Origin of the sequence: Algoriphagus sp., from assembly GCF_024305035.1 — a bacterium.
Classification (GTDB): domain Bacteria; phylum Bacteroidota; class Bacteroidia; order Cytophagales; family Cyclobacteriaceae; genus Algoriphagus.
The window spans coordinates 1-13349 of record NZ_JAMWZB010000030.1 but is presented as its reverse complement, the minus strand read 5'-3'; the positions used below and the strand labels follow the sequence as shown (position 1 = coordinate 13349).

Annotated in this window: 10 protein-coding genes; 7 read left to right on the top strand and 3 right to left on the bottom strand. The window is 40.8% G+C overall.

Features of this window, described 5'->3' with window-relative positions; all coding sequences use genetic code 11:
- Positions 1-91 precede the first annotated feature (91 nt).
- Positions 92-562 (bottom strand): JAB domain-containing protein, encoded by a 471-nt coding sequence (locus Q0L00_RS15885; protein WP_297337871.1) that lies wholly within the window; start codon positions 560-562, stop codon positions 92-94.
- Between the two features lie 607 nt (positions 563-1169).
- Here Q0L00_RS15885 and Q0L00_RS15880 point away from each other — a divergent pair.
- The 6 genes from Q0L00_RS15880 (at position 1170) to Q0L00_RS15855 (ending at position 9105) form a co-directional block, all read left to right on the top strand.
- Complete coding sequence (locus Q0L00_RS15880; RefSeq protein WP_297337870.1) at positions 1170-1751, top strand: RNA polymerase sigma-70 factor; 582 nt, start codon at positions 1170-1172, stop codon at positions 1749-1751.
- Positions 1748-2719, top strand: coding sequence for a FecR family protein (locus Q0L00_RS15875; RefSeq protein ID WP_297337869.1), 972 nt, complete (start codon positions 1748-1750; stop codon positions 2717-2719). The genes Q0L00_RS15880 and Q0L00_RS15875 overlap by 4 nt, the downstream gene beginning before the upstream one ends.
- A 175-nt stretch (positions 2720-2894) precedes the next feature.
- A complete protein-coding gene (locus Q0L00_RS15870) occupies positions 2895-4520 on the top strand; it encodes a hypothetical protein (RefSeq protein WP_297337868.1) in 1626 nt (541 codons plus the stop codon).
- Between the two features lie 183 nt (positions 4521-4703).
- Positions 4704-5963: a hypothetical protein gene (locus tag Q0L00_RS15865; protein ID WP_297337867.1), complete on the top strand. Its 1260-nt coding sequence runs from the start codon at positions 4704-4706 to the stop codon at positions 5961-5963.
- Between the two features lie 112 nt (positions 5964-6075).
- Entirely contained in the window at positions 6076-6681 is a 606-nt protein-coding gene (locus Q0L00_RS15860) for a hypothetical protein (RefSeq protein ID WP_297337866.1), read from the top strand.
- 78 nt (positions 6682-6759) lie between these two features.
- Positions 6760-9105, top strand: coding sequence for a TonB-dependent receptor (locus Q0L00_RS15855; protein WP_297337865.1), 2346 nt, complete (start codon positions 6760-6762; stop codon positions 9103-9105).
- A 619-nt stretch (positions 9106-9724) separates the two neighbouring features.
- Here the strand turns inward: Q0L00_RS15855 and Q0L00_RS15850 are convergent.
- The gene (locus tag Q0L00_RS15850; RefSeq protein ID WP_297337864.1) at positions 9725-11092 is read right to left on the bottom strand and encodes a hypothetical protein; all 1368 of its coding nucleotides are present in this window, start codon (positions 11090-11092) and stop codon (positions 9725-9727) included.
- 129 nt (positions 11093-11221) lie between these two features.
- Here Q0L00_RS15850 and Q0L00_RS15845 point away from each other — a divergent pair, with 129 nt between their 5' ends.
- Entirely contained in the window at positions 11222-12484 is a 1263-nt protein-coding gene (locus Q0L00_RS15845) for a hypothetical protein (RefSeq protein WP_297337863.1), read from the top strand.
- Positions 12485-12779: 295 nt separating this feature from the next.
- Here Q0L00_RS15845 and Q0L00_RS15840 read toward each other — a convergent pair whose 3' ends face one another.
- A complete protein-coding gene (locus Q0L00_RS15840; RefSeq protein ID WP_297337862.1) occupies positions 12780-13148 on the bottom strand; it encodes a HipA domain-containing protein in 369 nt (122 codons plus the stop codon).
- Positions 13149-13349 lie beyond the last annotated feature (201 nt).

Below are 13349 nucleotides of genomic sequence, written 5' to 3'. Positions count from 1 at the left end.
AACTCATCTATACTCGAGGAGGAATATTTTGTAACAGCATAGGACTCCGAGTCTAAAGGGCCTTCAAAAAGCATCAATCAAAAAAGGGAGCCTAAAGTCCTCCTTCATCCGCAAAAGAATAATATCCTTCGAGCGTCACTATCATATGGTCTAGGAGCGGCAAATCCAAGGCTCTACCAATCTCCATCAGCCTTTTGGTTAATTGCTTATCCGGTTCAGAAGGACCCAAGTTTCCCGATGGGTGATTATGGGCTACGATCATCGAGGAAGCATTGGCTTTAAGGGCTGTTGCGAATACAATTTTTGGATCCACCACGGTTCCTGAAGTTCCTCCGCTACTGACCGTACAAATTCCAAGAACCCGATTTGACCGATTGAGTAGCATCAATTGAAAATCCTCCACCAGCTCGATCCTGTCCTTTTGCCAGAAATCCAAAAATAACTGATAAGCCTGCCTTGAGCAATTCACCTTTGGTCTCAGGCTGGCCTTGACCTGGCAACTGTACCCGATGGATATCTCTGCCACCGAACTCAAATCAATTTTTTCTTTAATTGCTTCCATACCTGTTGTTGAGTTAGCGAATGATGGACTCAGCCCAACCCTTTAGGGAGCAAGTCCAAACAAAATGGAAGAAAACCAGAGGAGGACCAATTGACGTTAAGGAGCAAACTCTAAGTTGTCCCCGAGATTCCTGATTACCTTATTCCGGAAATCAAGTAACTCTTTAACCAGGACTTTTTTTGGTATAAAACCTGTACGCTTTTGACAAGAAATAACGACAAAGCCGAATTAACTTTAGGTTAATTCCCAAGCTGAACCGCTTTCAGAAATTGCCACAGGGTTTTGAGGTCAACTTTTGAAATTTTTCCAACGAATTGAATTCCGAATAGTTTTCTTCCTCTCATCCATTTTGTTGGACTAAGGTAAATTTTCAAAAACACTGCTTTTCAGTAGATGATCATGAGTCATGATTTTTTTTTCTGAAAAAACTGATAAAAAGTACCTTCAAAGGCTAACTACTCGTTTAATTTCTTCACCTGACAGAAAAAGTTTAGATTTGATATCCCATAAAATAAATCATGTCAGTATAGGGGTATTTAAGTTTGGGGTTGTCTTATTTTAAAAAGAAACCAAAATCTTATCTTGCACCGAAAATATTTTTATTTCCATGCTGGAGACAGATCGACAGGTTTTTTTAGCGATACAATCAGGCCAAAATTCAGCCTTTGAAATGCTGTTCAAAACCTACTATCAACCGCTATGCCGCTATGCCAATAGCTATCTAAAAGATCCTGATGGGGCTGAGGAGATCGTGCAGGCTGTATTTATCGGGTTTTGGGAAAAGCGAAAATCCATTTCAATTGATACTTCTCTGAAATCATACCTTTACCGAGCTATTCGAAATTCCTGTCTCAACGAACTGAAACACGAAAAAGTAAAACAGAAATATTTTGCCAATGAACTCTTAAAGGGTGAAGAGCAAATCCAACCCGCGGATCACCTGGCTATCCACGTGGAGCTCGAGGATAAAATTAGAGCTGCCATTCAGACCTTGCCTGAGCAGTGCAGGTTGATCTTTACCATGAGTCGATTCGAGGAATTGAAGTACCAGCAGATCGCTGATCAGTTGAACTTGTCTGTGAAAACTGTAGAAAACCAGATGGGCAAGGCATTGAAAATCATGCGTGTCCAGTTAAAGGAATATCTGCCTTTAGTGGCAATTTTGATGAATAAATTGTTGGAGTCATGAAGGGAGACGAAGAATATATTGAAAAGTTGATCGGCAAATTCATCGTCGGGGAAAGCACGGATACAGAGACCCGGGAATTACGGGAATGGTGTAAACTTTCTCCGGAAAACCAGAAGTATTTAGATCATTCGATTTTCATTTTTGAAAATGCACAATTAGCCGATGAGCAGGATTTTGATGTAGAACAAGCTTGGAAAAAAGTTAAGAGGAAGATTTCTAAAAATGACAGTAAAACCAGATTCTTAATTCCTGCTTGGGGAATCGCGGCAAGTTTAATCCTTGTTTTGGGTTTTTCCTTCCTTTTTTATAATCAATACACCAAACCTGAAGAGTTTCAGTTCATAAGTGAAAATCAGGTTTTGACTCAAACCCTCCCCGACCAGACTGAAATCTCACTCAATCGGAATTCAAGGGTCCAAGTGGAGTACAATGAGTGGAAGAACACAGGAGTAATCCATGTCTCAGGAGAAGTTTTGGTCAATTTTCCGGAGTCTAAAAAAGTGGAATGGACCGTGCAAACAGCAAACCTTTTAATTGAAGACATCGGGACAATTTTCAATGTAAAATCTTTACCCGAAAGCGAAATTATTGAGGTTTCAGTGCAAGAGGGTGCGGTGAAATTTTACTCAGAAACCTTGGAAGGAATCCTACTCCAGGCAGGAGAAAAAGGAACCTACGACAAAACTACAAATGCTTTTTCCAAAGCAGAAGCCGATCCAAATGTTTCCGCCTACAAAACCAGGAATTTCTCCTTTCATGAACAGGAACTTCAGCAGGTAATTGATCAATTGAATGAGATTTATGGAAAAGAGATTATTTTGGACAGAAATATCTCCCATTGCAAACTCACAGTGGATTTTGAAAATGAGGAGTTGGAAACTATCCTTTCCATCATCGGAGAAACCATGTCCTTGGAAATTACCTATGATTCAAATCAAATCCGGATCAGTGGTGAAGGATGTTTTTAAATTTTGGTCAGGGGACCTTCATTCTCGTTCAAGGGTCCTCGACAGAGAGTCAACCTTTGGTACAAATCAGCTTCATAGTCTCCCGATCTCATTTAAACTTGAAACTGGGTGGAGCTTCTTTTTAAGAATAACGAATAGCTTTCTTTTAGTTTTGTTTTTTACTGGCTATTGGACAATGGGTCCTGCTTTTGCCCAACAAGAGATTCCAGTTTTAGAGCGAAAGGTCACGATTTCCGCTCAAAATGAACGGATTGACAGTATATTGAAACGAGTTTCACAAGAAGCTGGCTGTGTGTTTTCCTATAGTTCATCTGCACTGGATGTCAGTCGCATTGTTTCAAAAAGTTTTAATGACCGCCCACTTCGTGAGGTTTTGGAAGGCGTTTTTGAAGGACAAGTTCAAATTAAAGAAAAAGGAGTATATGTAATTTTGACACCCAAGCCCTCCTCTCCCAAAGAGGTCGTGATCAGTGGGTACGTGGTGGACGAGGCGGGTCGGGGAATCCGTGATGCGACTATTTATGAACCGATCACACTTCATTCTTCGACAACGAATGAATACGGTTATTTCCAATTTAAAATAAAAAATCCTGCAGTGGAAAATTTTGAGCTAATTGTAAATAAAAAGAACTTTTCCGATACACTGCTACTAGAGGAAACATCCTCTTTCCAAAAAATCCTATTAAGGGCAGAAAATATCAAATTGGATGAAGTGGGAAAAGATATTGCTAATTCGGCAAAGACATTTTGGGTTTGGACCAAAAAATCGGTAGGCTATAGGAACCTAGAAAATATCAATGATACCATCTACAGGGACTTTCAGCTTTCTTTTGTACCCTTTATTGGCACCAACAGAAAGCTATCGGGAAGTGTAATCAACGATTATTCATTGAATGTTTTAGGGGGATTTTCCGGAGGGACAAACAAAGCCGAACTGGGTGGCCTGTTTACTATCAATCAAGGCGATGTCAAATCAGTCCAACTCGCGGGCTTATTCAACCTGGTCGGGGGAAAAGTAAAAGGATTGCAGATGGCTGGTTTGGCAAATGTAACATGGGATTCTGTGAATGCAATTCAGGCTGCCGGATTGGTGAATTTTACAAGCGGTAATGTAAAAGGGGCCCAGTTGGCGGGATTGATGAACCTTTCCACAAAAAAACTTCAAGGAACGCAAGCCGCGGGCTTGGTCAATTACAATCATCAGGATGTCCAAGGCGCTCAAATCAGTGGAATTTTGAATGTTGGAAGAAATATAACTGGATCACAAATCGGCCTATTCAACTACTCAGACAGCATATCCGGTGTAGCAATCGGCTTAATTAGCTTTGTAAGAAAAGGTTATCATAACGTGGAAATTGGAGCGGATGAAATGCTGCCCATCAATATTTCACTGCGCACCGGCACGAGATCATTCTACAACATGCTTTTTGGGGGAATCAGACCCGAACAGGCAGATTCCACAACGTGGGCTTTTGGATATGGTGTCGGAACTTCCCCAAGATTGGGAAATAAGACTTTTCTCAATATTGAGTTAAGCACTGAGCAATTAAATAAAGGAAATGTACTTGCAGTGAACCTGATCAACCGCGCCTACTTAGGTTTCGATTACCAGATGTCCAATGGTTTTGGACTCTATGCAGGACCTACTTTAAACTGGCGTGTTTACGATAATTCCTATACTGATCATCCGAATTTATTCACTTATACCAGTCCAAAAATTCGATCAGAAAAAACTATTCCCATCGATAATTTAGCCAGTCAGTTTTGGATTGGATTTAGAGGTGGACTACGATTTTTTTAATTTTCTGGAAGAATCATCCGAATCATTGAATGACCCAAATTTGAGAAATTGCGGCATTCTATTTCTCAATCTCAATAAAATTTGAGGCCAAGTACATCAAATTTCACGAATGGTATTTTTTTCATGATCGAATAGGGGTTGGAAACCTTTCGCTTGTCTTATGAGCGAAACTAATCCAAACTCATGTATACACTAAACAAAATTTTCACCATTACCCTGCTTTTTTCCCTCAATTCTGTTGAGGCAAAGCACTTTCAAGCAGCTACCGAAAAAGCAGAAGAAAAGGCAAAAATCGTCCAAACGGACAGGTTGAAAACCTCTGAACAACCCAACCCTTTTCTTTCCCTGGATCAAAAAATCAAAACAATCCCATTTGATCTTTTGGGAAAAAATTTAGAAGACACAACGACCACCTCCTTTCAGTTTTCCTTGGTGCCTTTTGTCGGAACCAACGGTACCTTCTCAGGGAATGTTGTCAACGACTATTCCTTCAATTTGCTCGGCGGCTATTCTGCAGGCACCCACAAACTTGAATTAGGAGGACTTTTCAATATCAACAGAGGTGACCTGCAAGGTGTCCAAATGGCAGGATTGTTCAATCAGGTTGGTGGAAAAGTAGACGGGGTTCAACTTGCTGGTCTTTTCAATTCCAATATGGATTCTGTAAACGCAGTCCAATTGGCGGGATTGGCAAATATCACAACTGGTCCAGTAGATGGAGTTCAGATCGCGGGTATTGCAAATTTTTCTCCCAAAAAAGTAGAAGGCGTTCAGCTTGCCGGAGTGATGAACTTTACCGCTGAAGACCTGAATGGTTCGCAGGTAGCGGGAGTTTTAAATTTTGCTGTCAAAAACGTCAAGGGCTCTCAATCAGGATTGTTGAACTACGCAAAAAAAGTAGACGGATTTCAATTGGGTCTGATTAATTTTTCAGACAGCATCAACGGCATTCCCGTGGGTTTTTTAAGTTTTGTAAAATCGGGATATCACACTGCAGAAATCAGTATCAATGAGGTCATGCCATTCAATCTGGCTTTCCGAACCGGGAAGCGGGAGTTTTATAACATCTTTTTTGCAGGAATACGGCCAGCATGGGATGATCAGGTGACCTGGTCTTTTGGATACGGATTGGGAACTTCTCCAAGACTTGGAAAGAAAAGCTCCCTCAATATTGAAGTAAGTTCCGAGCAACTCAGTCGAGGAAGTGTGGAAGCACTAAATCTGATCAATCGCTTCTACATCGGTGGTGAATTCCAAGTAACCAAAGACTTAGCCATCTTCGCTGGACCCACCTTGAATTTCCGGGTATATGACACTTCGTTTTCCTCCCATCCGGACCTTTTTACCTTCACCAATACTTCGATTCATCGTGACCGCTACCATCCAGAGGACCTAGGAAGTCAGCTTTGGTGGGGCTTTAGAACAGGATTCCGGTTCTTATAATCCAGAAATAAATTTCAAAAAATCAAAATCGAGATAGGGGTAACAGTCTCCTGAATTGTCCTTAATGAAATTTATCACCAAAATAATTCTTCGCAACAAAAAAACTAACCCAATGAAAAAGCTAATTACAATCTTCCTCCTTTTACAAATCATGCATCATGCTTACAGTCAGGAGGAAGGCAGATTTAGATTCCAAATGGATCTGGGTGTGGCAGCACCAAAAGACGGAGGCATCGGTGCCTTGATCAATTTTGAGCCACAGGTTCTTGTTACTAGAAACCTTACTCTGGGTCTCAGAATGGGTGTGGCAGGTCTGGCAAAAGAGGTCACTTATTATGAGATCCCCGATGATTATGATGGCGAGCTTTCCGCAAATTCCTCCGTTTCGGGCACTGCCAATTACTACTTCAACTATGGAAAAGGCAAGGTCGCACCCTATATCGGAGCAGGTTTTGGATACTATGCGCTGAGCAATATAAAGGTGGATGGTTCCGATTTCAACGAAGACGAGGTGCGGGGTCTAAAGGCTAATTTCGCCTGGGCTCCGATGATCAGAGCAGGGGTTGAACTGGGCAAATTTCGGATTGGTGCTGAATACAATTTTCTGCCAAATAGTGATCTGCAACATGTAAGCGGGGAAGTGATTGGCCAGGCCATCAATGAATACTTCGGCTTTACCTTAGGCTATTTTGTCGGGGGAGGAAAATGGGGTCGATAATATTCGAGATCAGAAGAAGACCTTATTGCAATCTGCAATAAGTGGTTTTCCAAAAAAACAAAAAGCTAAACCAAGGCTATGAAATCATTTTCAAAAATCTTAGCAGTGATTTTTTGCTTTGCCCTGAATCCGCTAAAAGCACAGACTTTGACTCAGACAGTAAGGGGAAAAGTGGTCGATCAAGTCACAAAAGCTCCCATGCCGGGAGCGACTGTGATGATTCTCAATACAGATCCTTTGATTGGTGCAACGACCGATTTGGATGGGGATTTCAAAATCCCGCAAGTTCCGGTAGGTTCACATACGTTGAGCGTGACTTTCATCGGATACAAGGACATCATCCTACCCAATGTTCTGGTTAATTCCGGCAAAGAGGTGGTGTTGAGCATTGCCGTTGAGGAGGAATTTGGTAAGATGGATGAGGTAGTAATCGTGGCTACTGAAAAAGACCGGACTGTCAACGATATGGTGACGGTGAGCGGACGGACATTCTCTGTTGAAGAAACGCGGAAATTCGCTGCTGCTGTCAATGATCCGGGTCGAATGGCTCAATCATTTTCAGGTGTTGTCAGTACTGATGACGGGAATAACAACATTTCCATCAGAGGAAACAGTCCCAATGGATTGCTTTGGAGAATGGAAGGTATCGACATTCCCAACCCAAACCACTTTGTAAATCCGGGAAGTTCAGGTGGAGGTATATCCATTTTGAGTTCCCAGTTGCTGGCAAATTCGGACTTCATCACTGGAGCATTTCCTGCGGAATATGGAAACGCCATGTCTGGAGTTTTTGATCTCAGTTTGAGAAAGGGAAATAATGAACAGCGAGAATTTACTTTTCAGGCGGGTTTTTTAGGGACTGATATTGCAGCTGAAGGACCCATCGCTAAAAATTACAAAGGCTCATATTTGATCAATTACCGGTATTCCACGCTTTCGATTATTTCCAAGTTGGGAGTTCCTTTGGGAGATTTTATAACTGATTTCCAGGACTTGTCGCTTACTATTTTTCTCCCTGCCGGGAAAAAGAGCAGCTTCACCGTATTCGGTTTTGGTGGATTGAGCGATCAAAGCAAAGACGCTGAAAAGGACTCCCTGAATTGGACTACTGAGTTTGATCGCTACAGTTCCCAGTATTTTTCCAATAGTGGGGCGGTCGGCGTCAAGCATTCCTACATGATCAACCAAAACAATTTTCTCCAGAATACAATTTTGGCTTCCGGACATGCTATCGGTGACAAAATGAATCGACTGGATGAAGAGTATTCCGATCAGGAGTGGTCTTATGAAAATTTCAGCAATTCGAAAATCACATTTAACAGCGTTCTGAATACCAAACTTTCTTCTCGATTAAATTTCAGAAGCGGGATTTACCTGAACCAATTGTATTATAACCTTCGTGAAAACGAGTATGATCAGGAGCTTGATCAGATGGAAACGCACATCAATTCCAAAGGCAGCACACAGAGCATTCAGGCTTTCACCCAACTTAATTTCAAAGCAACCGAGCGCCTGACTTTCAATGTTGGAATGCATTACCTTCAGCTACTGCTGAACAATTCCAATTCAATTGAGCCGAGGTTGAGTGCGTCTTTTGAACTGGATGAAAAACAGCGGCTAAGCTTGGGTTACGGTCTTCACAGTCAGGTGCAACCACTGGGGACTTACTTTGCAGAATTTGAGGAAAATGGGCAGATCACCAAGCCGAATGAAAAACTTGGATTAAGCAAATCGCATCATTTTGTAATGGGCTATGACCGCCAACTGAACCCATTTCTTCGGATGAAAATCGAGGGATATTACCAGCACTTGTATAATATTCCAATCAAACTTGGAGCTGACCAAACCTACTCCATTATCAATCAGCAATGGAGCTTTATGACAGATCCCTTGGTCAATGAGGGATTTGGGAAAAACTACGGGGCAGAATTCACCCTGGAGCAGTTCACACACAAAAATCTTTATTTTCTGCTGTCAGCCTCCCTTTACAACTCGCTTTACAAAACCCAGGAAAACAAGTGGCGAAACACGTTGTACAATGGAAATGCAAATCTGACATTCACAGCCGGCAAGGAATATCCACTTGAGAAAAATCGATTTTTAGGCTTTAACATCCGAAGCATTTATGGGGGAGGACTACGGACTACACCGGTAAATCTGGAGGAATCAATTGAAAAAAACGAAACAGTTTATGAGGAAGAAATGGCCTTTGAAAATAAAAAACCTGCCTATTTCAGAACAGACCTTCGGGTAAGTCTGAAATGGAACAGACCAAAATCCACCAGCACCCTGGCCCTTGATGTCCAGAATGTAACCAACCACCAAAACATCTTTGGAACCTATTTTGAGCCTGCGAAGGGAGAGGTAGAAACCGTCTATCAAACTCCATTGATCCCCTTGATCAGCTATAGAATTGAATTTTAGCGTGTGTGAGGGGGGGGGGGGGATATAATTAGTAAAGAATTGGGAAGATAGGAGGTTGAAAGTAGGAATTAGGTAGTTGGGAGTAGGCTAATTCAATAGCTCTGAGGATAACAAAATTTGACTGCCTGCGGCTCGAGATCGATCATAGAATTAAAAATGACTATTATTCACTTTTAGGTATTTCTGTCGGATTTGCCTTTGCAACCCAAAGGGAACAGAATCCAAGAATACCTCGGTTCAAGGTAAAAACTCTGAACCCAACTGCAAAAAAGAGCAGAAAAGGTATAACAATACGGTAGGCGAAATCCATCAGCCGCATTTAGTTTAAAAACTAAAAAGGATAAAGCTCCATCCTGTGTAATCGAAAAAGTGAAGAATATCTGCTATGATCCCAAATAACTGACCGGATGTAGGCTGAGAAATCTTCGAATAGGAACTGCCAACTTTAATTGAGTCGAATGGAAGGCTTCCCCTTTTTTGGACAATTCTAAAAAAGACAAAATCTGGTTTTGATGTTGACGATTAGTACTACTAAGGGTGTTAATTGAGGCTGTCTGAAAACTTGGTTGAAAAGTTTAAGACAGCCTCGTATTATCACTTCCTAGTATTGTTTTTTTGGTCAATTAATGCTAATTCCTTCCATGCTAGTCAATTTCGCAAGAAATCCCCAGTTGAACTTTTGTCTGGCATCACCTGAAAGCATAAAGACCAGTTCATTGGACCCCTTTTTGAGTTCCAAGGGTACTGATTCATCCGTTACAATGACACGTCCTTCCACTCCCTTACCAGGAGGGGGCCGAAAATCCATGCCCCCGTCAAAAAGGATTTGGGAATCGAGCATGATCACCAAATGATCGGCATAGTCAAAATTCATGGGTACCGTCCTATCCCTATTTGATACCAAATTACAGGTCAGTACCACGGTTTTGGTCATATCATTAAAATATTTGCTGACATTGATCAGACCGTCCTCATCGGCAAGGACAGTCTTAAAAGTTTTTTTATATTCCAAAACCGAATCCACTTGTGCTTTAAAATTTGTGGAATCCTTTACAAAGGGTTCTGATATTTGCCATGCCTTTAAAAATTCCTTCATATGAGGCGATTCTTTGCCTTTTGGATTTCTGGGTTTCCCGGCATCTCTGATTTCATTAATGGAAAAGTCACTGAAAAACACGGGATCAAAACTACTGATCAAACTGAATCCTCCCCCCGAGTCATCTCGTTTCAAATGGTCAACCGTAAAGGCTGGTTTATCCATATCCCCGATATACACATCCATTTGATCTTGAACCACAACCATTTTTACCCGGACCCATTGCTTAAACTCCAAAAAGGAAATACCCTCTTTGGTGAACCGGATGCCAAGCACATTACTGTTTTCGGGATCATATATGTAAGCCAGATCTTCTTCCATATAATCGATAACAGAGGTCTCAGAGAACACTTTCCCCTCCTCATTTAAGGCTCTCAATAAGTTTTCACTGGCCTTCCCGATAACAATTTCCGTTTTAAAGGACATCGGTAAGAACACCTCCTGTCTCACAGGAAATGAAGCTCGTCCTTCGTATTTGGGATAATTGTACAATTGCCAAGGCAAGTTACCATTATGAATGGGCACATATTGTAATGCATCCAGATACCCCCCTTTCGCTACCCGCAAATAGAGGTAGTCAAAATTTTTTGCATCCTGTACCCTAAATCCCACACCCGGAGTAAGACCTTTGGTCCAAAACTCCACTTGAAAATTCCTGAAGTACCCATCCTTGACCAATGCACGTTGGCCCGGCTCCAACCGAAGGACTTCTTTCCCCTCTTCGGTCACCACATTGATACTGATCAAGGAGTCTTTGTAATCGTATACGGTCCATTCGGAATCCCTAAATGGAATATGCTGTTTCTCCTCGGCCTTTCGTTCCTTCCGGCCACAGGCTAGGATTAAAACTCCAAGGGCAAAGATTAATATTACCTTATGGTTTGTTCTCATGATAAAGTTTTATTTTTGATTATCCTGTATTGATGGAAGTCAAAGGTAAATCCACATTTCATTGTAGGGAGAAAAATGCCCTATTCAAGTCTGTTCAAGTTTGTTCACAGACCGTATATCCTTTCATAAATGGAAAGAGACAAAAAACATCTGACACATTGTTTTGAACTCATTGCCAAAAAACTATCCAGAGGACCATTAGATACTTGGGTTACTGGCGATTTTCAATTGTTGAGCAAGTCCATACATGAGGAAACCGGAACGCTCCTTAGTGTTTCAACTTTAAAACGACTTAGTGGAAAGGTGAACTACTCCTCCCGACCAAACACCTCCACCCTGAACGTTTTAGCCGCCTATTTGGGATATGGGGATTGGCATTCATTTGTATTTAATGAAAGCACTAATCATAGTCAAAGAAAGAAAAAAGGAACACCATCGAAAACATTCCAATACAGCAAACCCTTAATTGTGGTCGGCCTGGTTCTGGTAACCGTATTACTATGGGTTCAAAGGAAGTCCGAGGTGAGCTATGATCCCAATGATTTTGATTTTGATGCCACATCGGTCTCCGAAGGACTCCCCAATTCCGTGGTTTTCAACTACAACGCCAGGGCTGCAACCGCGGACGCCGTGGTAGCTATCCAACAAGACTGGGACAACAAAAAAAGGATTGAAGTAGATCGAGAGGACAGTATATCGACAAGCATTTATCATTGGCCAGGTTATTTCAAAGCTAAATTGGTCGTCAATGATTCCATTGTAAAGGAAAAGTCAATTTTGATCCCCACAGACGGCTGGTTAGCGACTATTGAAACAGATTCATTGCCAATCTATTTGGACAAAAAGCTTTATCAAACTGAAAATGAACTTCATTTAACACCGAAAATCTTACAAGCCCATGGGGTAAATCCTCAAATCAAGCGAACGATTACCGGATTTTATAACGTAGATGATTTTCAATCCATTTATACGGATGATTTTCAATTTTCGATTAATTTAAAAAATAATCTTAAATCAGGTGCCAGTCCTTGTCAGGCTGCTCAAATCCAAATAATCCATGAAGATGGACCGATTAGTCTCGTCTTATCGAATAAAGGGTGCATTTCTGATATTTCACTTTTTGCTTTTGACACGACCATTGACGGCAAAAAGACAGACCTCTCCGGTTTTGGTACCGACATGTCGGAAAATATAAAAGTTGAGTGCCTATCGAAAGGTCAGAAAATGAACATCCTTGTCAATGAAGAATCTGTTTTTACATTCAACGTCCCTAAAATCCCTAAGAAAATCATCGGAGTAAAAATCCTTTTTGAAGGAGCAGGAAGCATTTATGAACTCCAACTTTCTAATAAAAAAGGAACTGTATACCACTTCGGTACCGATGAAACATGATAACGGTGATTTTTCATTAGTCCAAAGAAAAATCAATCCCGTTTGTTCCAGAAAATATCAAACAAAAACCCGCATTTATAAAAGCGAGTTAGTTTAACAGATATGCGGCCCATCTAAGGAGAAATATTAATTAATTATAAGCCAATAAGTCCCCCTAGAATTATTGGTGAAAAAATCATGGTAAAAAACCATCTTGATTTATCCGTCATGCCTATACTTAAAGCCATTTAAGAAACCCAAAGATTCTCCATCTCGGTTTGAAGTGCAACCCGAAATAATACAAGGATAGACATTTTTAGAGTTTCAATTGATTTGATTTCCGTTCAATAAGTTTCATATATTCTTTCTTCATTTTCTCAGGCAGAAAACTTTCTAAAATAAACTGATTCCACCTAGGGATTAGTTTTTTATATTTCTTAAATATATTCTCGATTACTTTTTGATCCATCCCTGCTCTTAGCATGGCAGTTTCAAAATCCTTTTTATTGATTTTTTTCTTTTTGCCATTCAAGGTCAATGCTAGTTCTTCATCGTCCCCCTCCACAACTAACTCAGATGACACTAAATCATTAGCAGGGCAGAAATCATATTTTTGATTTCTTTTTAGCAATGAAAAATTTTTCAAATGCATGTCAAAAGCCAGAAAACAACCTTTTCTAATCAAAAATCTACAAATTTCAGAATACTTTAAATAGTTGATTTACTGACCATTAAACCACTTCTGGTAAGCGAAATTGTATTTAGTTTTCCAGTTCACCGAAAAGTACACCAGGGATTTGCCTTTTTTTGATGTTTTTTAAAATACCCAAAAAAATCGGGTAGGAGAAACGGGATTAGTTCCCGTTTCGACCTCCCACACCACCGT

Bases quoted from the DNA above. Each gene is read 5' to 3' on its own strand.
- Q0L00_RS15880 (WP_297337870.1), top strand. From the start codon at position 1,170: ATGCTGGAGACAGATCGACAGGTTTTTTTAGCGATACAATCAGGCCAA.
- Q0L00_RS15845 (WP_297337863.1), top strand. From the start codon at position 11,222: ATGGAAAGAGACAAAAAACATCTGACACATTGTTTTGAACTCATTGCC.
- Q0L00_RS15885 (WP_297337871.1), bottom strand. From the start codon at position 562: ATGGAAGCAATTAAAGAAAAAATTGATTTGAGTTCGGTGGCAGAGATA.
- Q0L00_RS15855 (WP_297337865.1), top strand. From the start codon at position 6,760: ATGAAATCATTTTCAAAAATCTTAGCAGTGATTTTTTGCTTTGCCCTG.
- Q0L00_RS15860 (WP_297337866.1), top strand. From the start codon at position 6,076: ATGAAAAAGCTAATTACAATCTTCCTCCTTTTACAAATCATGCATCAT.
- Q0L00_RS15875 (WP_297337869.1), top strand. From the start codon at position 1,748: ATGAAGGGAGACGAAGAATATATTGAAAAGTTGATCGGCAAATTCATC.
- Q0L00_RS15850 (WP_297337864.1), bottom strand. From the start codon at position 11,092: ATGAGAACAAACCATAAGGTAATATTAATCTTTGCCCTTGGAGTTTTA.
- Q0L00_RS15865 (WP_297337867.1), top strand. From the start codon at position 4,704: ATGTATACACTAAACAAAATTTTCACCATTACCCTGCTTTTTTCCCTC.
- Q0L00_RS15870 (WP_297337868.1), top strand. From the start codon at position 2,895: ATGGGTCCTGCTTTTGCCCAACAAGAGATTCCAGTTTTAGAGCGAAAG.